The organism is uncultured Algibacter sp. (assembly GCF_947487575.1).
Lineage (GTDB): Bacteria > Bacteroidota > Bacteroidia > Flavobacteriales > Flavobacteriaceae > Algibacter_B.
In genome coordinates, this window is the sequence record NZ_CANKXG010000015.1 from 41,071 (window position 1) to 65,959 (window position 24,889).

Below are 24,889 nucleotides of genomic sequence, written 5' to 3' on the forward strand. Positions count from 1 at the left end.
TGGCAATTCTCTTGGTCTCTAGAATCTATAATTCACATTTAAAAAGTAAGTAGCACCACGACCATACCAGTATTTAGAACCAAAAACCTGAGTATCTAAAGCCTTATCATCTCTTAATTCTCGGTAATTAGCATTTCTGCCTTGCTCAAAACCTCCTGTTTTAAACACCTCATCTAAAAGGTTGTTTACACTTGCAAAAACGCTAATGTATTTACTTCCAATTTTCCATGATTTTCCACCAACCAAATTTATAACCATGTAATCATCAAAACGTTCTTGTTTTAATAAATCTCTAGCTAAATCTTTCTCATAATCATTAAATACATTGCCATCAAAATCTGTGGTAAAATTTGAAGAACGCGTTAACGGACTTATATCAATATACGTATTGGTCAAGAAATTTGCCATAGCTCCAAACCACCAAAAATCGGGGTCACGATATTCAAAACCTACCGAATACGCCCTATGTGGCCCAGCTGCTATTTTGTAATTCTTTAGATTGGATTGTCCGAAATCTTTAAATCCATTGACAAAACCTGCCGCAACAGACTCTTTATCTGCTTCGGTAGTTAAATACAAATTGGGATTATTGGCATAAGTAAATTGACCAACCGAAGCAACACCTTTAAGTTTTATTGTTGGAGTCACGTGAGCTTCAATACCAAATTCTACTCCTAAATGTTGTTTATCTACACCTTGCAGAATCTCTTGAACAAAAGCAACATTATCGCCTCCAATACCATCGGCAAAGAAAAAAGAGATTTCATTCGCATCTTCTATCTTTGTGTAATATCCAGTTAGTTTCGCTTTGATAATTGGCGAACGAAAAATATAACTCATGTCTGTAGATAGTATCTTTTCTTCAGTGATATTAGGCACAATGTTATGATTTTCTCTTGAATTAGAATAGGTATTTCTTAGTGATGGTGCTCTAGACAAATAACCACCGTTAGCATTTAATAAATGCTTTCCTGAAATTTTATAAGTTGCTCCACTCTTTAAACCGAAGCCTGTGAAGGTTAATTTCTCTCCCTTGTCTAAAGATGAATCTGGAAATGCTCCATTTTGATACATACCTTCTCTTTGATATTGGGTATTTGTTACACTTCCTGAAATATAAAAATCCAATTTATTATATGTGAATTGCGCTTGAGCGTAGCCATTTAATATATTGGCGAATAGATTGTAATTATATTTAAAGGTATCGCCTTCCCTTACCAGCCTGTTTGGGTTTTGTAAATCGTTTTGGGCTTCATCAATATCTGTGGCAAATTGGTCAATATCTAAATAAGTATCAGCACCTAACAAATCTAAAATTTGGGCATAATTTTCAGATTTTAATCTCTGATAATTTAACGCTGCATTTAACACCACATTATCATTTAGTTCTGTGTTCAATATTGAATTTAAAGTAAATTGTGTGTCATCAACTCGGTCTTCGTATAATGCATAAACGGCATTTCCTCCTGTTTGTGCGTTTGATATATTCGCTTGATATAACACATTCCAATCTGTTTGTCCGTTATCTTGAAATTCTTGTAAGGCCTGGTATGCAAATTCTAAATCATCAGGGAAATTACGTTCAAAATAGCTTGGTAGTTTTTGATAATATGTTGGGCTTGGGTTAGCGCCTCCGCCTTCTGGAAAGCCATTTACTAAATCGGTGCCATTGTTATCTAAACGGCTATTCCCAAGTTTCCCAAACTGATATGCGGCATTAGTGTTTAACGTAGTTTTTGAAGATAAATCCCAATAATGATTCAACATAAATATAGGCTCTTCAACCTCCTTTATTCTAGAATTACGCTTTTTACCATCTTGCCAACCCCAATATTCATTATATCTAATACCTTTTAAATCAAAAACTTCTTGGGTATTGGGAGATGATTTCCCTCTACGATTGGGCGCATACATTCCTGTAAAATTTAAGCTATGCTTTTCATTTAGTTTTTTTTCAACAGAAAGAAAGAAGGAATTCGCATCATAAATTGTGGCATCTTGATAACCTTCATTTCCCCAACGTCTTCCTATAGAAATAGTATATGCCCAATTATTTTTTAAAAGCCCTGAAGCATAAGTTGCCATCAATCTGTTAGTATAACTTCTATTTGAAGATGAATAAGTAATTCGACCTCCCGATCTTGCTTGAGACGCTCTTACATTAATATTTGTAGTTCCTAAAATAGCCCCAAAATTATAACTTGACGGAGATAATCCTGTGGTTAATTCTTGATTTCGCATGACATCATTTAAACCACCCCAATTGCTCCATTGAGGCCTACCATTATAGATCTTGTTCATGGAAATACCATTGATAAGCACTGAGCCATTTTCTGAATCTAATCCTCTTAACCTGAAAAACGATTGACTAAATTCAAAAGCCGCAGTGCGTTGAAACACATCTAACGAAGATGATAATAAACCTGTAATATTATCTGCGCCACTAGAATCATTATCCAATTCATCATCAGATAATGTTATGGTAAATAGATCTTGACTTTGAGATAAATCACGCTCTAAAGTCATGTCAGAGATATCTACTATTTCTCCTTCATTTACAACAATAGGAAAGCGTTTGGTATTGTATCCTGATTTGGAAATCTTAACAACTTGTTCGCCTAAAGGAACATCTGAAGAAAACATGAATTCGCCCTGAACATCAGTTAGTAAAGTAAGACCGGTATCTTCTAAATAAACCATTACATTTAAAATGGGTTGAAATGATACTGCATCCTTAACACTTCCTCTTACAATCGTCTGTTGAGAATGCAAGGAAATTGAAAAAAAACTGAATAAAAAAATGAGGGTTAATTTATTCATAGTTAATTTTGAGACACGTATTAAATTGAAAAGTAACGTGTTAAAAAGCAAAATTTACAACATTTATTATAAACACGTAACTTTGGCTTAGGTTTTGTATTAAATTAATAGTGAAAATTTCTTTAGATAAATCAATGAATTTTTTAAAAGTTAGTATTTCAATTTTATTTATAAGTGTGTTTATGAACTTAAACGCCCAAGACAAAAAGTTTAAAATACACACCCTTGCTTTTTATAACCTCGAAAATTTATTTGACACTATAAACGACCCTACAAAGCTAGATGAATATAGTCCTATGATGGAATTAAAAATAAATCGAAGCTATGCTTACAAGCAAAAAATAACTAATATGGCTAAGGTTATTTCTGAAATTGGCAAAGACGTAACTAACAATGTACCAGCTATTTTAGGAGTTTCTGAAGTTGAAAACGAAGTTGTTCTGGAAGACCTGGTTAACGACTCATTATTATTTAAAAAAAATTATGGTATTGTACATTACGATTCTCCTGATGCACGAGGTATTGATGTAGCACTCCTGTATCAAAAAAAATTATTTACTCCTATAAGTTCAAGTACGCACGAATTAAAAATTTATGATGATCAAGATGGAAAACGAATAACAACACGAGACCAATTACTCGTAAGTGGTAAACTTGAAGACGATTTAATTCATATTATAGTGAATCATTGGCCATCAAGACGTGGTGGGGAAGTAAGGAGCAGACCTAAACGTATAGCTGCTGCAAAACTAAACAAGCGCATTGTGGATTCAATTCAAACCGTTGACCCTTATGCAAAAATTTTTATCATGGGAGATTTAAATGACGACCCAACAAACACAAGTGTGAAGACTGTTTTAAAAGCCAAAAGAAAGCGCAAAAAAGTTGGTTTTAAAGGTTTATATAATCCTTTTGAAAAATTTTATAGGGATGGTTTAGGCACTACGGCTTATAGAGACAATTGGAGTTTATTTGATCAAATTATCATTTCTAAACCCTTACTAGAAAAAAATTATGCCTCTTTTAGATACTACAAAGCAGGTATCTTTAACAAAAACTATTTAATTACTACCAAAGGTAAATACAAAGGCTATCCCTATAGAAGTTGGGGCTACGATGGCTTTATTAATGGTTTTAGCGACCACTTTCCTGTTTATATGTATTTAATTAAAGAAGTTAATTAACCTAACCAAGTACTCCAAGGAATTCTAGACAAGAACAATACGAGCGCAATAGTGTAGAAAATAGCTATGGTTTTTAATTTGGCGTTAGAGGTTAGTTTCTTTTTATGCTTAGAATAGCCAATAGTAATTAATGCCACTGCGATGATATTAACAAGTGGGTGTTCAACTAGATATAATCGTGCTATGGAATTACTCATTACTTGACCACCTAATTCGCTCCATAACTCTAAACGTGGCGAAACAAAATACAACACTAAGCCAATTAATAATTGAATGTGGGATACTATAAGTGTAAATAATGATTTTCTGAAATCATTAGCTGCATACTCTTTATCGCCAACTGTTTTTATAATCGCATTAACTGTTGCAATTATTAAAACTAATAGCACTAAATATGCCCAATATGAATGTAATACTTGTATAGCCTCGTACATTGTTTTTAAATTTTATTTAACCAGTCAAAAATAACGATTTTAATTCATAAAAAACCGCTTCTTTATAGAAACGGTTTCAATTGTTTTATTATTCCCATTTGTTTTCTGCATTATTACCGCCCCAAGTTAATGTGGCCAGATATGGGTTATCAATGAATGGATTTCTATTGCCTTGAGCGGCGTAAATAACATTGTTTCTTTGTTCTTCGAAAGCTGAAACAGGATCTTCAATATTCCATTTTAAAAATAAGTCTAGAGTTCCAACCTTAGAAAACGTTTCGCCATATCTTATGTTTAAATACAATACCATTCTTGCAACATCGCCTTTCCATTCATCGCCAGGAAACCACGTTTCTCCCGACAGCTTATAGGTTCCACTTCCATCTGTAAAAGGATAATTACTTCTATCACTGTTAATTGTCTCATCACAAGCTCTTAAATGGTGTAAGTCTGTTACGGCGTCATCCGCAGAGAGTCTAGATTGTGGGTAAACATGTTCTGTATTAAAAGTCTTCGGTGAATATGGATTTGATGGCGAATCATATTCTTCCCAATACCTACTTTCTCCAGAATACATTAATGTTACATTGTCTGAATTTGTTAAATCAGCATCTGCATTATATAAATATTGATGTCTTTCACCATATGATAAAATGGTTGTATGGTTTATTTCTGTAAGACTTTCTAGTTCATCAAACATTAAATCTGAATCTTCAGAAAAAATCACACCATTATAATAATCTACTAATTCCGCTGGGATGTTAAAGCTTAGAGGCGCAATGATAGTTATAGTAACCGTAGCCGTGGAGCATGAATTATCGGGACTATCATCATCACAAATAGTATAAGCAAAAGAATCTTGCCCCAAAAACCCATTTTGAGGTGTATATGACACTGTTTTGTCATTGTTTAAAACAACCGTTCCTTGAGTGCCTGTATTGTCTATTGAGGTTAAAACAGAATCATCAATGGTGTTATCATTTTCTAAAAGCGAAGTAATAGTTTTCGTGGTATTTTCTAAAACATTTAAATCATCATTTTCAGCTATCGGATTCCCTTCATCTGTAACAGATACAGTAACTGTTGCAGTAGAGCAATTTGCCGGACTATCATCATCACATAACGTATATGTAAATGTATCATCCCCAACAAACCCTTGCTTAGGCGTGTATAAATAGTATGTTCTTTCGTCTGAAACTGTACCGCCATTAGCTGTAGAAGTATCAAATGCATTTATTCTAGCATTATCAACAACAGTATCATTATTCAATAAAGTACTCAATGTAAGTTCTTCATCTTCAAGAGTAGTTGCCGTATCGTTTACGGCAATTGGCTTACCATCTTCCGTAGGTTCTTGTTTTGGTGGAGGAGAATCATCACCTCCAGAACTACAACAACATATAACTATAGCACTTAGTATTAAAATAAGTTTTTTCATAACCATTATAAAGATATTGAATTTTGAGGAAAAAAAACCACCTCAGATTGAGGTGGTTTTCCTATTTTCTTACATTAAGTGCTTATTGGTAAACCCAAACACCACCTTCTTTAACAACGCTTTTACTTTCACTACCAGTAGCACCAGTATAAACTACAAAAGTTAAAACATATTTTTGCCCTTCTTCTGCACTAGGATTTCTGGCATCTAAAAGTACATTGAATGCTTCTAGTAACATATCATCATTCCAGAAATTACTGCTACCTGATCTTCTATCAAAACTACCAAAGAAACCAACATTATCAGCGGGACCTTCATAAATAGTTATAAAAGCATCAGATATTAGAGCAACATCATCCGCAGTAAAAGTGTATTTAATTGTGTTATCTGGAACCCAAGTTGAACCATCATGTCCAAACTGAACTGTTGAACTGATAACATCTTTATATTCAGCCCAGTTAGCACCATCAAAGATAAAATACTTCACATAGCTGTATGTTGTTCTATCATCAGTACGACCATCCATATCAATATCATCTTCATCAGTAACAAATAACTTGTACATTGTTCCAACAATATCACCAGCTTCGTAACCACCGAACTTTAATTTATCTTCTAGTAGAATTGGTGTCTTTTCAGCAGCTTCATCTTCACTAGAAAAGTTGGGAAAACCTTCACCCATAATTTGGTATTCTTCATCTGTGAAACCTAATATAAATTCCCAAGCGTCATTTATAAATAAGAAACCATTATTTAACTCATTTGTACTTCCGTTATAAAAATCATAAGTTAACGAAACTAATGCTCTATCTTCAGGAGATGGATATTTCCATTCTAAAAATTCGAATACTTCAGACTCACGATCAAAATTCCCAAAACTATGACCTAAGTCATCATAATCTTGACTAGAAACCGTATATCTAATTAAACTTTTTTCTTCTCTTTTAGGTGAATACAAATCAAACGTTACATTGGCTGACGACCCTAAACCCCACACAGGATATTTATCTGCTAATAATCCAGGGATTAAATCTTTTGCCTCATCCTCTGAGTTAAAGTTCCCGAAAGATTTTTCTAGTTCATCGTAATCTTCATCAGTAAGGATATATTGTACATCTCCTACAATAATGGTTTCTTCAGCATCTATATCATTGTAAATATCTTCTAAAGGATTACAACCTGAAACGGTAAATCCAATAATCATTAAGTAAAAAATTATTTTTTTCATTTTCATAGTTTTTTAAAAATTAAGTTTTGCTCCAACACTAAAGGTTCTTCCAAAACCGTAATACACTAGTGCAGTATCGGTTCTCGATCCTGATCCATCTTGAGCATCAGAAATATACTCAGTATCAAATACATTATTAACACGACCCGTTAAAGTGGTATCGAAAGGACCAAATTTAAAATCGTGTTTTAAAACAACATCAAATAATCCAAAATCTGGCATTTTCCATGGTTGCGTAGGATTAGTGGCTAATTCAGCGGCTATTTCAGCAGCAGCAGCAGTAGGGTCTGGGTTATCAGAAGTAACTCCTCTATCACTTGGATCAAAATCAGCATAGTTATCAGCAAAAAAGTTGTAGTCTATCACCAATTTGGTACCTTCTGAAAATTGATAATTTAATCCTAAAGCCATTGTTGTTTGGGCTGCATCACCAACTTTTAACCCAGCAATATGCAAATTGAAAGGTGAATCGTCAATCTCATTTTGTTCTTCATCAAAAATTCTAACGTTAGCTACATTATTATCCCATGTCCAATCTCCAAGTGATACCTGACCTGTAATATTTAATTTATCTGTCGCTCTAAATTTAAAGTCTACTTCAATACCTTGATGCAATGCATTAACACCAAGAATATTTGCTGTAGCTCTTGTTCCATCTGGTTGTTGGAAAGTAGCGGTTTCCGTTCTATCGTTCCAAGTGGTTCTGTATAAATTCACATTGGCAGATAATTTTTCACTTCTGAATCCATAACCTAACTCAAAACTTGTGATTTTCTCGTTATCAGCATCAGCATTAATATTATCATTTGAAAAATTCAAAAATACTGCATCAAAATTTGCCGCTCTTTCAAAGTAACCTATATTGGCAAATACATTATGATTTCCATCTATTCTGAAATTCCCACCACCTTTAACGCTATAACCGAAAAAATTATAAGTGTCTGTTTCTTGTAAAGGATCTGAATCTAAATAATTAAAATAATCAATTCTTTGATATGATGTGTTAGATGCAGCTAAAGCCAAGTAAGTATTGAAATTTTCATTTACATCATACTCTAATTGACTAAAAAGACCAAACCAACCCACTTTTCCATCATTATTATAGTTGATAACATCTCCAACTCTTGCTGCATTACTTGGATTATTTTCATCACTATCATCTAAAAAGTATTGACCGCCTAATAAGTCAGTAACTTCCTGAAAGTGAATACCTGTGTAGGATCTTAAATCAACCCCTCCTAACAGCACCAAATCATCGCTTAAATTTGTTTTTAAAGTAGATAAAACTCCAAACCAATTGTGATCATTACGAGACGCTCTTAAAATAGTTTCAGAACCATTTGCACCAAGTGCTTCATTTTCATCAGAGATTCTATCAAAATCTAATGGTCCATATAAACCACTCCTATAATCACTTGTTCCATCAGGATTAATAACAAATTTACTAGTATCACCTCTAGTTCCACCGCCACCGCCAGTACCGAAAGACACATAAGCAGATGTATTAATTGAGGTATTATCGTTTAAATTCCAATAGTGGTTTAAAGCAATTTGTGGTTTGTGATAGAAATTATCCTCTTGAAATGTTACTTGTCCATTTTTGTAACCCCAATCGGCATTAAATTTTCTACCTCTATCGCTATTTCTAAAGGTTTCAATTAATTGCCTGTTTTGTCTTTGACCATGTTGTTGTTTCGCACCAAAAGCAGTAAATGATAACTTGTGTGCATCGTTTATTTTTTTAGAAATATTTATAAAATAATTAAACCCTGTAAACTCAGTACCATCAACATAACCATCACCCTCAGTTTTTGCTGCAGAAACTGTAGCTGCAAAGCCGTTATCCATTAATCCAGTTGAATACGTTAATCCGTATTTAAAGTAACCATCATTTGCAATAGATGTAATGAAATTTCCTCCAGCTTCCATGTCTGTTGTTTTTGTTACTACATTAATTGTACCTCCGATAGATGGCACAGCAATTTTTGAAGCCCCTAAACCTCTTTGTACTTGCATTTGGCTAGTTACATCTCCAAGTCCTGCCCAGTTAGACCAGAATACACGACCATTTTCCATGTCATTTACTGGAATACCATTAATCATTACGGCAACATTTTCAGAACTAAAACCTCTAATATTTACACGAGCATCACCATAACCTCCCCCTTGTTTGGTTGCATAGATACCTGGAGTAGATTTCAAAATTTCTGGGAATTCTTGTGTTCCTAGTTTAAGCTCGATGTCTGCAGCTCTAACAGTAGAAACAGCCACTGGTGTTTTTCTATCAACCGCAACAGAAGCAATAATTTGAATTTCTTCCAAACCTACTTGACTAGACGTTAATGATACGCTCCCAAGGCTCATATTACCAGAAAAGGCAACAGTTTTAGAATTATATCCAATATATGATATTACAACATCTCCAGTAGAAGATTTAGTAGTGATGGAAAAATTACCATCAAAATCTGTTGTAACACCATTAGAAGTACCTTTCTCAATTACATTTGCTCCAGGAAGCGGAATGTTACTTCCAGCTTCAACAATAGTACCTGAGATTGTACTTTGTGCCATAACAACTGCTGAAAACAGCAATGCTACCGCAAACATTAAAAAATGTATAGTTTTTTTCATAATTAATTATTTGAAATTAGTCGAAGCAAAAATACGCAATAATTAGATTTTTGCATTATGCAAATGTTAAGAGTTATGATCGTAATTATTAACAAAAAAAGGCAAGTATTTAACATACTTGCCTTTTTTGTAAACATTTTGCAGGTATTTACGACATTTTCTTATAATAATTCAATAAATTATGGGTTGAAGAATCATGTTCGTTATTAGCACTACTATTAAATTCTTGTAAAATTTTGGACGCTAATTGTTTCCCTAATTCTACTCCAAACTGATCATAACTAAAGATATTCCAGATAATTCCTTGAACAAATATTTTATGCTCGTACATGGCTATTAATTTTCCTAAACTCTCAGGAGATAATTTGTTGATATAAATCGTATTTGTTGGTTTGTTTCCTTGAAAAACTTTAAAAGGAATAATAGCTTCTTCAGTACCTTTAGCAATAACCTCAGCTTTAGTTTTACCATTTAACAAAGCCTCTGTTTGTGCAAAAAAGTTTGAAGTTAATTTATCTTGATGGTCTTGATTACCGTGTAATGACTTAGCAAACCCAATAAAATCGGCAGGAATTAACTTCGTGCCTTGATGAATTAACTGAAAAAAGGCATGCTGTGAATTTGTCCCAGGCTCTCCCCAAATAATGGTTCCTGTTTGGTAATCTATTGGATTTCCATTTCTGTCTACACTTTTTCCATTGCTCTCCATTATACCTTGTTGCAAATACGTTGCAAACTGATTTAGGTATTGCGAATATGGAATTATAGCTTCACTTTCTGCTCCAAAAAAATTGTTATACCAAACACTTATTAAAGCTAAAACAACTGGGATATTTTTATCAAAATCTTCATTTTTAAAATGCTCATCCATTTTGTGAGCACCTTTAAGCAAGTTATCAAAATTTTTAAAGCCAACAGCTAAACTAATGGTTAAACCAACAGCACTCCACAATGAAAAACGGCCACCAACCCAATCCCACATCGGAAAAACATTGCTTTCATCTATACCAAACTCTTGTACGTTTTTAATGTTGGTGGAAACCGCAACAAAATGTTTAGCAATAGCATCTTCTGAAGCTGTTTTTAAAAACCATGTTTTTAAAGTATTCGCGTTTGATAATGTTTCTTGCGTAGTAAATGTTTTTGAAACTATTACAAATAATGTAGTTTCTGGGTTTAGTTTTTTAATAACTTCGTTTACATGATCGCCATCTACATTACTTACAAAATGGGTAGTTAAATGGTTTTTATAATACTGTAACGAATCTACAACCATTGCTGGACCAAGGTCTGAACCTCCAATACCTATATTTACAACATCTGTAAATGCTTTTCCAGTATATCCTTTTCTATGGCCATTTACAACTTCGTTTGTAAAGCCTTCAATTTTTTCTTTTACTTGATACACTTCCGGAATAACATTCGTTCCATCAACATTAAACTCTGCTGTTTTTGGCGCTCTTAAAGCGGTGTGTAAAACAGCTCTTCCTTCAGTTTTGTTAATTATTTCTCCTGAAAACTGACTTTTAATAGCATCTTTCAGTTTCACATCTTCTGCTAGTTCTAAAAGGTATTTAAAAGTTTCAGTTGTTATTCTATTTTTTGAAAAGTCAACATAAAAATCATCCCATTTAATGGTAAACTCATGTGCTCTATTTTTATCTTCAGAAAACAAATTTTTCATTTGAACATCTTTAATTCCTTCAAAATGTTCTTTTAATTTTTCCCATGAATGAGTTTTTGTCGGGTTTATGCTTGGTAATGCCATGAGTATTTGATTAATAGTTAAGTGATATGAGATTATCGTTTTGTTTTATAGTGTGTTCTGGTTGATTTTGTTCTTCAAAAACATCCTCTAAAAAATGAATATTATCTAACTGATATTTTATAGGTTGAATAAAATTTAAGTATTTCACTTTTAACGAATCTGATATAGGTTTTGCTTCTGGCAATTTCTGTTTAAAAGGATCTACTTCTTTTCCGTTTTTCCAAAAGCGATAACAGACATGCGGGCCACCAGTACTTCCAGTCATACCAATCCATCCAATAATATCACCTTGTTTAACAAACTGTCCAACTTTTGCTTTACGTTTACGCATATGCAAATATTGCGTTTGGTAAGTTGCATTATGTCTAATTTTAACATAATTACCATTTCCTCCCCTTTTTTCAGATCTTGTAACTGTTCCGTTAGCTGTTGCCATAATTGGCGTACCAATTGGGGCAGCAAAATCGGTACCTCTGTGAGGCTTTACTCTAAAACCGTAAACCGCAATACGTCGCTTCAAATTGTATCTAGAAGATAGTCTACCAAATTTTATGGGAGATTTTAAAAATGCACGACGTAAATTTTTTGCTTCATCATTAAAATAATCCACAATTCCTTTAGCCGAATCGGTTACAAACTCAAAAGCATAAAAAGGTTCTCTATTATGCTCGAAATAGGCTGCTTTTATATTATGAACTCCTGTGTAAATAGTGTCGTCAATATATTTATCTGTATAAATAACTTTAAATCGGTCTCCTTTTTGAAGTCTTCTAAAATCGATAGTCCATGCATAAATATCATCCGCCATTTTATAAGCTAATCGAGAACTTAATCCTTGTTCCTCTAAAGTTTCAGAAATATTACTATTTATTATTCCAGTAGCTGTTTTTTCAACATAGGTAATAGGTTTCCTACTTGTATATGCATGAATGGAGTCCTGGAAATTTATAACCACATATTCTTCCAAATTTGGTTGATAAATAAAGCACTTAGGTGTTTCTAAAGAGTCTTTTGCACATAAAAGGGTGTATGGTTTTCCAACTTGCAATCGCCTAATATCAAAGGTATCTTTTGCTTTTTCAGCAATGTTGAAAATTTGTGGATAGCCCACATGATTACGTTCCAAAATTTCCCCAAAACTATCACCGCGTCGAATAGTATCTTTTTTAACAATAAAATCATTGACATTAAAACCAAATTCTAAAATTTCTTTTGGTTCTTCTATAACCTCAACTATTTCTTCAATTACAATCTTTTTATCATCTTTACATCCAAAGATGCAGATTATAAACAATACTAATATTAGATACCTGTTCCCCACTTTTCTATTTCTTTCTCGGTCCATAAATCTGGAAAAAATATTCTTTTTTGGTATTTTGGGTGCATATACTTTACCCATTCGCTTCCGCCAGTGGCTTCAGCAGTTTTACCATTAATATTTAAATAATGATTAGCCGTATTGTAATGTGCCATCACCCACTTTATATTTACAGTATAATCGTAATGACGCATTGCTTTTATTAGATCTTTGTTAGACTGGGCCTTTTTAGGCAACGACTTAAATTTACTCCACAAATTATTAGCTTGATAAAATTTAGTAAACCTTATAAATTCATCCTTATAACGATCTTCAAAGGCAGATAATGTATAAGTCTTTTTACCTGTTTCATAATCTTTTCCAGCTGCTTGCCAATACAAATGCTCAAAAGCATTTTCATAAGATGAATTTCTATCTATAGTATTTCTAAATCGCTTATCTATTAAATTTATAAGTTCTGTAGATGCAAATTCTATTTTTCTGTATTGTGCACTTTGAAAACCACTAGCAGGTGTTAATGTAGTTCTAAATTTGTTGTATTGATTCACATCCATGCCATCTTTCATTATACTAAAAGACGAGGTTAGCACATCAAAATAACGGCTAATACGCATTATTTTAGATGTAAACGTATCCGTATCAATATTATCGTGCCTTGCTATCTGATCCATTTCAGAAAGCACCATTTTAAACAACAGTTCATTTACCTGATGATACATAATAAATACGTTCTCATCAGGAAAAACAGTACGTTGTACTTGTAGATTTAATAAAGCATCTGTTTGAATATAATCCCAATAATTAATGGGTTTACTATGCAGTAACCCTTCTAAATGCACCTCGGCATCTTGGTCTATGGCGTTGTATTTTTCTTTTAGTTGGTCGGTTATCTTAGAATTCAAAATGTCTTAATTATTAACAACTATTCTAAAAGGATGTTTTAACCCTTTAAAGGCTTCTAGGTCTGCTCTTAAAGAGCCAACAGCCAAGTCTGCCTTAATCCGTAAAGGTACTTTATTTTTATCTTTTGACACCCATAGTGTTAAACTTTCTTCCTCTTTAAAAACACGTCCTGCCATAACATATGGTCTGAATTTTAAAGATTCTATCTCTCCAAAATTAGTATCTATAACTTCTTCACCTAGATATTTTAATTTAAAACCATAGTTTTCATCGTCAAAGAACATATCAATTTCAACTTCATCACCTTTTTTCAAGGTTTTTGTATCTAAGTTATTACGCAAATAATAAAAGGTTGAAACCATATCTTGAATATTAGGTTTAGTATCAATAACCTTTTGTGTTTTAAGCTTTTTATTATTTACATGGGCTTTATTATTTTCTTGATCAAAATCTATTTCTAAATTTTTAGTATGTCCACCCTCATCAATATTTCTAACAAACTTATAAGGCATAATGGTTTCTTTATCAAAATAGCTTTCATACCTATCTTTTACCTTAAAAAACCACTTAATCATACCCGTAGTCCAACCTTTACCAACTACGTGATATACCTCTTTTTCATCAAGTGTTGTGTCTTTTACAGTAAGTGTTGCATTACCTGCTTTAAGCCAGTTACTATAGCTCATTTTAAATTTAAACCATTCGCCTCCTCCAAATGCCGATTCTTGCTGAGCAAAAGTCGTTTGCATAGTTATTAAGGCTATACATATAAGTAGTAATTTTTTCATCGTCTTTGGGTATTTGATATGTAACTTCTCTGTGTACATTTTATTGTTTAAACTAAGAAATTACAATTACTGTTCCAAAAATATAAATTTTATTGAATTCCCTATCCTTTAGTCGTCTATAGTTCTATTACATTAACAAAAATTAACTATTTGTCTTTATAAATAAGGGTGTTACCTCGAAAAAGAGGTCGGGCTATCCGTTACAAGTCCTCGACCTCTCCCGATAGCTATCGGATCGGGCTGTGGGCTTTCCTCTACTATCGCTAACGCAAAAAACCTGCACACTTAAAACATTATATTTAAGTATCAACTTTTTTGCTTCCTAATGGCAAAAACCATTTAACTCACCTTACTAGAAAGGTTAGGGTAGGTAAATTAAAACAACTCAATTAATAAACAAGATAAAAAGACAACCCATCCCTAGCTTCTCCAAAGAGGGAGGAAAGCTTATTGATAGGTTCTCCTGGGTCTAAATTATAGATACATCAAGACCTACAAGGTTAAGGTTTTTAAAACCTCACAGGTCTATATAGTTCAAATTAAAGTGTTCCTCTTTTGGCTTGCTCTCGTTCAATAGACTCAAAAAGCGCCTTAAAGTTTCCAGCTCCAAAACCTCTTGCTCCCATACGCTGAATAATTTCGAAGAACAAAGTTGGCCTATCTTCCACCGGTTTTGTAAATATTTGTAACAAGTAGCCTTCTTCGTCAGCATCAATCATAATACCCAACTTTTTTAAAGCTTCAATATCTTCTGGTAATTCATGGCTATGTTCTTCCAACCTGCCTGGTACAGCTCTATAATATTCCTCTGGCGGAATAGACAAAAACTCAACGCCTCTGGCTCTTAATTGACTTACCGAACTAATAATATCATCAGTAGCTACCGCTATATGTTGCACGCCCGAGCCTTCGTAAAAATCTAAATACTCTTCAATTTGTGAGCGTTTTTTACCTTTTGCAGGTTCATTAATTGGAAATTTTATACGTCCATTACCATTACTCATCACTTTACTCATAAGCGCGGAGTATTCCGTATGGATTTGTTTATCATCAAAAGATAAAAAGTTTTCAAATCCCATAACATCTTCGTACCATTTTACCCAAGTATTCATTTGTCCCCAACCTACATTTCCAACCATATGATCTATAAATTTTAATCCAATTGGTTCTGGGTTATAATCAGATTTCCATGCTTGAAATCCTGGTAAAAACGCACCTTTATAATTTTTGCGTTCTACAAACATGTGTACGGTTTCACCATAGGTATAAATTCCTGCTCGAACTACTTCTCCATATTCATCTTTTTCAACAATAGGTTCCATGTACGATTTTGCTCCTCTGCTTGTGGTTTCTTGATATGCTTTTTTAGCGTCCTCAACCCAAAGGGCTATCACTTTTACACCATCACCATGTTTTACAATATGTTTGTTTATTGGCGACTTACTGCTAAGTGGTGTAGTAAGTACTAATTTGATTTTATCTTGCGTTAACACATAACTCACCGAGTCTTTTGAGCCTGTTTCCAAGCCTTTGTATGCATAAGATTGAAAGCCAAATGCTGTTTTATAAAAATGTGCTGATTGTTTTGCATTACCTACATAGAATTCTACATAGTCTGTTCCTAAAAGTGGCAAGAAATCTTGCGCGCCTTCAAATATTTTTTCTAAACCGTAGTTTACTGATTTTATGTCTTTACTCATGTTCTTTAAGTTTATGAGTTTAATTGTTAATTCGTAAAGTTAAAACTTACTTCTATCCCTAGCCCTGATTGAAGCGGCATCCTTTTTTGATTTTTCTTCAAAAAAGATATAGCGGAAAGCAGGAAATAGCTTCTAATAAAAAAATTACTCCAACCAAGATTTATGATAACTATCATCAGAAATTTTCATACCTTCTTCTGTTACCATTAGCGGTTTGAAAGTATCGACCATAACGGCAAGTTCTTCTGTTTTTCTTTCCCCAATACTGCGCTCTGTGGCTCCTGGGTGTGGACCGTGTGGAATACCCGCTGGGTGCAATGAAATATGACCTTCTTCAACATCGTTTCTGCTCATAAAATCGCCATCAACATAATACAACACCTCATCACTATCAATATTACTGTGATTGTAAGGCGCTGGAATAGATTGTGGATGATAATCATAAAGTCGAGGTACGAAACTGCATACCACAAACGCATCGGTCTCAAAAGTTTGGTGTACGGGTGGCGGTTGATGAATTCTACCCGTTATAGGCTCAAAGTCGTGAATTGAAAAGGCATACGGATAGTTATATCCATCGTATCCAACCACATCAAATGGGTGAGAAGCATAAACCATCTCAATAATATCATCTTGCTTTTTTACTTTAATTAAAAAATCTCCAGACTCATTATAGGTTTCTAATTCTTGTGGCTGACGAATATCGCGTTCGCAAAATGGCGAATGTTCTAACAGTTGCCCAAACCAATTCCTGTAACGTTTTGGAGTGTAAATGGGTCTACGAGATTCTACTATAAAGAGTCTATTATCTTCTGTATCAAAATCTATTTTATAGATAATACCACGAGGCACTAACAAATAATCGCCATACTTAAAATCGAGGTTTCCCAACATGGTTCTTAATTTCCCTGTGCCTTTATGAATGAAAATCAATTCGTCTGCATCGGTGTTTTTATAAAAATAATCTTTTGTAGATTGCTTTGGCGCTGCTAATATGATAGCACAATCACTATTTATTAAAACCGTTTTTCTGCTGTTTAAAAAATCGTTTTCTGGTTTTACTTGAAACCCTTTTAAACGATATGATTTTATATTATTTGCTTTTGCAATTTTTGGGGTTACACTATACTGGTTTTTTATTTCTTTTACTTGGGTAGGTCGTTGCTCGTGATAGCTATTTGTAGACATACCATCAAAACCAATAGTACCAAATAGTTGCTCGTAATATAAACTACCGTCTGGTTTTCTAAACTGGATATGTCGCTTATGAGGAATGTTTCCTAATTTATGATAAAAAGGCATGCTTTAAATTTTAAAATTGAATAAAAAAAAGAGTTCTTAAGTTATGCTTAAGAATGTAAATATCTCTTATTCATAAAGATACGAAAAGTATATTCATTCAGGATTTCTCTTGATGAGGTAGTGAAGATATGATAGTAAGTCTTTCCAAAAGAGCTTCATAGTAATACAAATATCGTAAAAAATATTGATAATTACTGTGTTAATTGGTTTTACTATATTCCCACATTTCTGGAAACAAAAAACAAATTAGAACCAGAAACCAATATTAAAAAACCAGTTGCTTTCATTTTGTTCTGGCGAATAACTATATTTAGCTTGAATAGGCCCTAAAAAAGTCTCAATCCCGTACCCTAAGGCATAACCTCTGTAATCTGGAAGCGAAAACCATTCTCCTGATTCAAAAATATTATTGTCAATGTTAGCCCAATTTCCTTCTAAAGTAATGTGGTGCTTTTTTAACACCTCGTAATCAACAATAACAGCTGCTTTTACATAACTATTACCTGTTAATGAAATAAAATCATACCCTAAAAACGGAATAAAATTGTTTATTAAATTATTACCATAACCACCCAAAGCAAAATCTAGTGTTCTATTAGACTTATCACCTAATTTAAACCCTCCACTGGCTTGTAGGTTAAACGCTAATTTATCTGAAGTACTAAAAGCATAACCTAAATCTGCCTTGGCAATAGAAAATTCCTCAAAATCTTCAACAAAACTTGAAGCACTTATATATATATTTAAATCACCATTAAAATAAACGCCTTTTTTAGGAAAGTATTTATCATCATAAGTATCTAATTTTAAATTACCAAATAGACTTAGATAATCTGTGTTTTCAAATAAAAAGTCCTCATTAGAGTTATTTCCAAATATAGTTTCAGACTTTATTATTAAACGTTTATGCTCTAAACCTATACTTAAAGAAAAATCGCGCCTAAACAACGTTTGTAAATAAAACTGATTCATTTGATCCCTTAGTTTTACATCAATATTGTTTAACCCTGAAGCCATTATTTGACCGTCATCTAACACCAATTGCGCGCTAATATTTTTACGAAACTGATTGTATCTAGACCTAACCCCTACACTCCAATAAAAACCCTTATCAATTAAATACTCAAAATTATAACGCACATTATCACCTAAAACAACATCTAATGAGGCTACATCATTTTTAAATAACAACTGCTTTTTTGTTAAATTTAAAAGTGCTGAACTTTTGTATAATTCATCATAATGTATCCCGAGTTTAAAGTATGTATTTACGCCAGTTTCTTTTACATTAGTAATAAGGTCATATCCTTCTTTATCATTATCGGTTTTTAATTCGTATTCTACAGTCTCAAAGTTATTTGTGGCTACTAGATTGTTAATACCCTTATTGAAATTTTCATAACTTATTTTTTTATTTTTTTTCAATTTGAGTTTCCCTAAAACATAAGCTCTAGTATAATTTTTATTTCCATTTAAATAAATATTGTTAATCTTAATACTATCTATCGATTTTAATTTTACCTTTTCATTTACATTAGGCATTTTACTTGTTAACTCCCCTAAAATATTAAGCTTAGATAACGTGGCGGTTTTACCAGATTCAATAATAGCTTTACCTTGATTGAAAGAAACCACATTAAAATCTCTAATATTAGGTTTAATATAAATATCGGTTTTTTTAACTTTCAACTTCATATTACTTATGCTCCTAAAGTTGTTTAACTGAAATAATACCTCTGGAGCAGATGTAAGTTCATCGCGCGTAGCTAAACCATCTTGAACATCAACCCCAATAATAATGTCCATACCCTTATCTCGTAATTCATCAACAGGATAGTTATTCACAACGCCTCCATCAATTAAAATTTGTTTGTTAATAGTAACGGGTTGAAATAATGAAGGTAATGCACCACTAGCCATAATAGACTGCGTTAAATTGCCTTTCTCTAACATAACTTGCTCTCCGGTTTCAATATTTGTAGCAATGCAAAAAAATGGAATAGGTAGCTTACTAAAATCATCAACTTGATTAACATGAATTAGTAATTTTAGTAGTAAACTATATGTGTTTTGACCTCTTGAAAGTGCTGATGGTAATTTAATTTTAAAATCATTAAACGGCAATTTAACGGCATACTTTTCCATATTATCGCGCTCGCTAAAAGCTGTTGACGATCGAGGTAAATCATCATTAATAATTTTATCAAAATCTACTTTTTGAAAAATGGAATCTAATTGCTTTCCCGAATAGCCTGACGCGTACAAAGCCCCAATTATAGAACCCATACTTGTTCCTGCAACATAATCTACTTTTACCCCTAAACTGTCTATAACTTTTAAAACACCAATATGTGCTAATCCTTTTGCGCCACCACCACTTAGCACTAAGCCAATTTTTGGTTTAGGGTTCTCTTCTGCTTCGTTTTGCGCTTTCGCGGAAAGAAAAGTTAGTAGAAATAGAGTTAATATGAAGGAGTATATTTTCAAATTGTTGTTAAGTATTTTGTCATGTAAAAATGAGGTGAGATTGAGACACCTCATTTCGTGTATTTATGATGAGATTTCTCCTTACGTCGAAATGACACGCGTTATAAAATAATATGATTGGTTTTATATTCAAATTATACTTTTGCTCGTTTTAGAGGTTATTTTATTTTCAATTAATCTAGTCATTCGTTCTGCTCTATTTAAATCTGCATTAGTTAACCATATATTTAAAGTTTGATTTATAGTTTCTAATTTTAAACTAGCATCGTTTTTATAGTTTTTTCCTCCTCCACCCGCAATTAACAAATCAACAATCCAACTTAAAGATGTAATAAACAAATCTGTCCTTTTTGGTTTCAACTCAATATTTATTATATCATTAAACAAAAATGTTCCACAATTTTTTGGCTGAGAAGGATCAATTATTTCAATTCCAACCTCATTCAACTTTATTTTTAATTCTGGTTTATCTCTCAACTCAACAATTTCTATCATTTAAATATTATAATTCAATTTTATTTCAAACCTACAAGGTTTTTAAAACCTCGCAGGTTATTTACTTCTCATGATAATAATTATAAACCTTTTCTGCCCTTGAAACTCCAACAACAGCTTCCAACTCATCTAACTTGGCATTGGCAACTCGTTTTGCCGATTTAAAATGCCTTAATAATTCTACAACTGTTTTTTCGCCAACGCCAGAAATGGTTTCTAACTCTGTATTCAACGCCGTTTTGCTTCGTTTATTTCTATGATGCTCGATACCAAAACGATGTGCCTCGTTTCGTAATTGTTGTGTTATTTTTAGGGTCTCACTTTTCTTATCTAAATATAAGGGAATTGGATCGTCTGGGTAAAATAATTCTTCCAAACGTTTAGCAATTCCGATAATGGCAATTTTACCTCTTAAACCTAAAGCTTCTAAGCTTTTTAATGCTGATGATAATTGCCCTTTCCCACCGTCAATAATAATGAGTTGTGGCAAGGGTTGGTCTTCATCTAACATACGTTTATATCTGCGATAAACCACTTCTTCCATGGATGCAAAATCATCTGGACCTTCAACAGTTTTTATATTGAAATGGCGATAGTCTTTTTTGCTTGGTTTTCCATTTTTAAACACGACACAAGCTGCTACCGGATGTGTGCCTTGTATGTTTGAATTATCGAAACACTCAATATGCCTTGGTTCTTCTGAAAGCCTTAAATCTACTTTCATTTGAGCCATAATCCGATTAGCATGCCTATCTGGGTCTACAATTTTCATTTGTTTAAAACGCTCCATTCTGAAATACTTGGCGTTTCTAAGTGATAAGTCTAAAATGTGTTTTTTATCACCTAATTTCGGGATGATTACTTTAATATCTTCACCTAAATCGACTTTAAAAGGCACATAAATTTCTTTGGAATTTGAATTGAAACGTTGCCTGATTTCTGTAATGGCGAGTTCTAAAAGTTCTAAATCGGTTTCATCCAATTTCTTTTTTATTTCTAAGGTATGCGAACGAATTATAGAACCATATGATAATTGTAAAAAATTAACGTAGCCATAACTTTCGTCACTCATTATGGAAAATACATCTACATTACTGATTTTCGGATTAACTATAGTTGATTTTGCTTGATAATTTTCTAAAACCTCGACTTTCTCTTTTATTTTTTGAGCTTCTTCAAACTGCATGTTTGCGGCAAACGCTTTCATTTGCAATTTAAATTGAGACAAAGAATCTTTAAAATTACCTTTTAAAATTTCTTTTATAGCTTTTATATTTTTGTTGTATTCAGCTTCAGTTTCTAATCCTTCACAAGCCCCTTTACAGTTTCCTAAATGATACTCTAAACAGACTTTATATTTACCAGAATCTACTTTTTCTTCTGATAAATTGAAATTACAGTTTCTCAAACTATATAAGCCCCGTATTAAATCTAAAAGTGTATGAACGGTTTTTCCGCTGGTGTATGGGCCAAAATATTCACTGCCGTCTTTAAAAATACGCCGAGTAGAAAACACTCTTGGGAAACGTTCTTTTTTTATGCAAATCCATGGGTATGATTTATCATCCTTAAGCAGTACGTTATAGCGTGGCTTATGCTTTTTAATTAAGTTATTTTCAAGTAAAAGTGCATCGGTTTCAGTCTCAACAACAATGTGTTTTATGTTGACTATTTTTTTTACTAATACCCTTGTTTTTCCATTTTCATGGGTTTTTGTAAAGTAAGAACTAACTCTCTTCTTTAAGTTTTTTGCTTTTCCGACGTAAATAATCGTCCCTTCTTTATCATAATATTGATAAACCCCAGGTTGATTTGGCAAGGTTTTTAACTGTATATCTAATGTGGGCAAATCCATTAACTCAAAGGTATATTAAATTCTAGATAATGTGAAAATTCGTTTCGCTTTTTTACTATATTGCATTATTGCGTCAAACTTCTTTTTAATGAATATCGTTATACTATCTAGAAACCCTAATTTATACTCTACCGACCGCTTGGTTGAAGAGGGTGAAAAAAGAGGACACAAAGTAGAAGTTATAGATCCTCTTAAATGCGATATTATTATTGAAAAAGAAAAACCAACTATTTATTTTAAAGATAGATATTTAGACTATGTAGATGCCATTATACCTAGAATTGGAGCTTCGGTTACTTTTTATGGCTGTGCGGTGGTTAGGCAGTTTGAAATGATGGGCGTTTTTACTATTGTAACATCAGACGCCATACAACGTTCTAGAGACAAATTACGCAGTTTGCAACGCTTGAGTAAAGCTGGTATTGGTATGCCAAAAACAGTTTTTACTAATTACTCTCGCGATGTTGAAGAGGTTATTGAACATGTTGGCGGAACCCCTGTTATTATTAAACTTTTAGAGGGTACGCAAGGTTTGGGTGTGGTTTTGGCTGAAACTAAAAATGCTGCTGAATCTGTTCTGGAGGCTTTTAATGGGTTGCAAGCTCGTGTGATTGTACAAGAATTTATAAAGGAAGCTGGCGGCGCCGATTTACGCGCTTTAGTGGTTGACGGACAGGTTGTTGGAGCCATGAAACGTCAAGGTAAAGAAGGTGAATTTAGGTCTAATTTGCATCGTGGTGGTTCGGCAAATATTATTAAACTGAATCATGATGAGTTGAAATTAGCCATGAACGCATCTCGGGCATTAAAACTTCCCGTTTGTGGTGTAGATATGTTACAATCTGCAAGAGGCCCCTTATTATTGGAGGTAAATTCCACTCCTGGTTTGGAAGGTATTGAATCTGCTACAGGGCGTAATATTGCAAGAGCAATTATTTCTTTTATTGAAAAAAACAAACGATAAATGACTCAAGTAAATGATAATGGTTTGACCATTTTAGGTGAAACTGTAAAACCTGGTGAAAGTAAAGAAGTAAATTTTGATGTTGCTAATTTACACACCTCATCGCCTGTAAACATTCCTGTTATTATTGAGCGTTCTAAAAAACCCGGACCAACAGTTTTTTTTACAGCAGGTATTCACGGAGATGAAGTTAATGGCGTTGAAATAGTACGACAACTTATTGCTAAAGGCATTAATAAACCTAAATGTGGTACTATTATTTGTATGCCTGTTATTAATATTTTTGGATTCATCAATTTAAAACGTGAATTCCCTGACGGGCGTGATTTAAATCGCGTATTTCCAGGTAGTAAAACTGGCTCTTTGGCTGGACGGGTAGCATATAAACTGATGCAAGATATTATTCCACATGTAGATTTAATTATCGATTTTCATACGGGTGGCTCTGGCAGATTTAATGCGCCTCAGTTACGCTATTCCAAAGAAAATAAAGAACTAAACGACTTAGCCAAAGTATTCGGTGCTCCTTTTGTATTATATTCTAAAAACCTATCCAAATCGTTTAGAACAACTTGCTATAAACTAGGAAAACCACTATTACTTTTTGAAGGTGGAAAATCTTTTCATATAGATGATATTGTAACCAATTCTGGAGTTAATGGCTCTAAACGTGTGTTGAAACATTTAGGTATGCTGAAAACCGTTTTTAAATCATCAAAGCCAAAAAAAGAAACCGTTTTTATTAATGAAAGTAAATGGCAACGTGCTAAGTATTCTGGTATGTTTAAAGCTTCTGTCGCTATTGGCTCTCTTGTTGAAAAAGATGATATATTAGGAAATATTACCGACCCATATGGGAAATTTAACTATTTTGTAAGAGCATCAAATACAGGGTATATTATAAATGTAAATGAATCGCCAATTGTATATCAAGGTGATGCATTATTTCATATTTCTATGGAACTTAAAAAGTAGAATTATGACTAAATCTGAATTACGAAAAACATACAAAGCACTCCGAAAAAACTTATCTGAGATTCAGATTGACAATTTGAGTTTATCCATTTCAAATCAAATTTTAAAACTTCCTATTTGGGAGTATTCTTTTTACCATATTTTTTTAGCTATTGAAGAGCAAAAGGAAGTAAATACCGATTATATTTTGAATATTTTATCAGGTAAAGACAAGAATATCCTGATTTCTAAAAGTGATTTTGGTACGGGAGAGATGACGCATTTTCTATTGACTGACAATACGGTTATTAAAAAGAATAGTTATAATATCCCTGAACCTGTTGATGGTATAGAAATTACTAATGATAAAGTAGAAGTGGTTTTTATACCACTTTTAGCTTTTGATAAAAAAGGAAATCGTGTAGGTTATGGCAAAGGGTTTTATGACCGGTTTTTAACAAATTGCAACCCTGAAACCATTAAAATCGGGCTTTCTTTTTTTGAAACTGAAGATGAAATTAGTGATGTTTTTAATAAGGATATTAGATTAGATTATTGTGTTACAGCTAATACAGTTTATAAGTTTGACACTTGTTAAATATTAAGAATCAATATACAGA

Annotated in this window: 18 protein-coding genes; 4 read left to right on the forward strand and 14 right to left on the reverse strand. The window is 32.9% G+C overall.

The window, feature by feature from the left end; all coding sequences use genetic code 11:
• Window positions 1-18: 18 nt before the first annotated feature.
• Window positions 19-2,820, reverse strand: coding sequence for a TonB-dependent receptor (locus tag Q0870_RS14840; protein ID WP_298556631.1), 2,802 nt, complete (start codon window positions 2,818-2,820; stop codon window positions 19-21).
• 182 nt (window positions 2,821-3,002) lie between these two features.
• On the opposite strand from Q0870_RS14840, the gene Q0870_RS14845 reads away from it, so the two are divergent.
• The gene (locus Q0870_RS14845; RefSeq protein WP_298556633.1) at window positions 3,003-4,004 is read left to right on the forward strand and encodes an endonuclease/exonuclease/phosphatase family protein; all 1,002 of its coding nucleotides are present in this window, start codon (window positions 3,003-3,005) and stop codon (window positions 4,002-4,004) included.
• Here Q0870_RS14845 and Q0870_RS14850 read toward each other — a convergent pair.
• From Q0870_RS14850 to uvrC, 13 genes are all read right to left on the reverse strand, one after another.
• Window positions 4,001-4,438: a hypothetical protein gene (locus Q0870_RS14850; protein WP_298556634.1), complete on the reverse strand. Its 438-nt coding sequence runs from the start codon at window positions 4,436-4,438 to the stop codon at window positions 4,001-4,003. The genes Q0870_RS14845 and Q0870_RS14850 overlap by 4 nt on opposite strands.
• A gap of 88 nt (window positions 4,439-4,526) precedes the next feature.
• Window positions 4,527-5,876 carry an endonuclease gene (locus Q0870_RS14855; protein ID WP_298556637.1) on the reverse strand — a complete coding sequence of 450 codons (1,350 nt, stop codon included), beginning with the start codon at window positions 5,874-5,876 and terminating at the stop codon, window positions 4,527-4,529.
• Window positions 5,877-5,958: 82 nt separating this feature from the next.
• Window positions 5,959-7,104 (reverse strand): hypothetical protein, encoded by a 1,146-nt coding sequence (locus Q0870_RS14860; protein ID WP_298556638.1) that lies wholly within the window; start codon window positions 7,102-7,104, stop codon window positions 5,959-5,961.
• A gap of 12 nt (window positions 7,105-7,116) precedes the next feature.
• Entirely contained in the window at window positions 7,117-9,735 is a 2,619-nt protein-coding gene (locus Q0870_RS14865) for a TonB-dependent receptor (protein WP_298556640.1), read from the reverse strand.
• 148 nt (window positions 9,736-9,883) lie between these two features.
• Complete coding sequence (pgi, locus tag Q0870_RS14870; RefSeq protein WP_298556641.1) at window positions 9,884-11,503, reverse strand: glucose-6-phosphate isomerase; 1,620 nt, start codon at window positions 11,501-11,503, stop codon at window positions 9,884-9,886.
• A 10-nt stretch (window positions 11,504-11,513) separates the two neighbouring features.
• Entirely contained in the window at window positions 11,514-12,848 is a 1,335-nt protein-coding gene (locus Q0870_RS14875; RefSeq protein WP_298556642.1) for a peptidoglycan DD-metalloendopeptidase family protein, read from the reverse strand.
• Complete coding sequence (locus tag Q0870_RS14880) at window positions 12,806-13,723, reverse strand: tryptophan 2,3-dioxygenase family protein (RefSeq protein WP_298556643.1); 918 nt, start codon at window positions 13,721-13,723, stop codon at window positions 12,806-12,808. The genes Q0870_RS14875 and Q0870_RS14880 overlap by 43 nt, the downstream gene beginning before the upstream one ends.
• A gap of 6 nt (window positions 13,724-13,729) precedes the next feature.
• On the reverse strand, window positions 13,730-14,512 hold the full coding sequence (locus Q0870_RS14885; RefSeq protein WP_298556645.1) for a DUF3108 domain-containing protein: 783 nt from the start codon (window positions 14,510-14,512) through the stop codon (window positions 13,730-13,732).
• A gap of 539 nt (window positions 14,513-15,051) precedes the next feature.
• The gene (gene hppD, locus Q0870_RS14890) at window positions 15,052-16,212 is read right to left on the reverse strand and encodes a 4-hydroxyphenylpyruvate dioxygenase (RefSeq protein WP_298556647.1); all 1,161 of its coding nucleotides are present in this window, start codon (window positions 16,210-16,212) and stop codon (window positions 15,052-15,054) included.
• A 144-nt stretch (window positions 16,213-16,356) separates the two neighbouring features.
• Window positions 16,357-17,514 carry a homogentisate 1,2-dioxygenase gene (locus Q0870_RS14895; RefSeq protein WP_298556649.1) on the reverse strand — a complete coding sequence of 386 codons (1,158 nt, stop codon included), beginning with the start codon at window positions 17,512-17,514 and terminating at the stop codon, window positions 16,357-16,359.
• Between the two features lie 246 nt (window positions 17,515-17,760).
• A complete protein-coding gene (locus tag Q0870_RS14900) occupies window positions 17,761-20,001 on the reverse strand; it encodes a patatin-like phospholipase family protein (protein WP_298556651.1) in 2,241 nt (746 codons plus the stop codon).
• 129 nt (window positions 20,002-20,130) lie between these two features.
• The gene (locus Q0870_RS14905; RefSeq protein WP_298556653.1) at window positions 20,131-20,496 is read right to left on the reverse strand and encodes a hypothetical protein; all 366 of its coding nucleotides are present in this window, start codon (window positions 20,494-20,496) and stop codon (window positions 20,131-20,133) included.
• Between the two features lie 61 nt (window positions 20,497-20,557).
• Entirely contained in the window at window positions 20,558-22,351 is a 1,794-nt protein-coding gene (uvrC, locus tag Q0870_RS14910; protein WP_298556654.1) for an excinuclease ABC subunit UvrC, read from the reverse strand.
• An 88-nt stretch (window positions 22,352-22,439) separates the two neighbouring features.
• Here uvrC and rimK point away from each other — a divergent pair, with 88 nt between their 5' ends.
• From rimK to Q0870_RS14925, 3 genes are read left to right on the forward strand one after another with little or no spacing between them, the layout of a single operon-like run.
• The gene (gene rimK, locus Q0870_RS14915) at window positions 22,440-23,315 is read left to right on the forward strand and encodes a 30S ribosomal protein S6--L-glutamate ligase (protein ID WP_298556656.1); all 876 of its coding nucleotides are present in this window, start codon (window positions 22,440-22,442) and stop codon (window positions 23,313-23,315) included.
• Complete coding sequence (locus Q0870_RS14920) at window positions 23,316-24,290, forward strand: succinylglutamate desuccinylase/aspartoacylase family protein (RefSeq protein ID WP_298556658.1); 975 nt, start codon at window positions 23,316-23,318, stop codon at window positions 24,288-24,290.
• 4 nt (window positions 24,291-24,294) lie between these two features.
• On the forward strand, window positions 24,295-24,867 hold the full coding sequence (locus Q0870_RS14925; RefSeq protein WP_298556660.1) for a 5-formyltetrahydrofolate cyclo-ligase: 573 nt from the start codon (window positions 24,295-24,297) through the stop codon (window positions 24,865-24,867).
• Window positions 24,868-24,889: the final 22 nt, after the last annotated feature.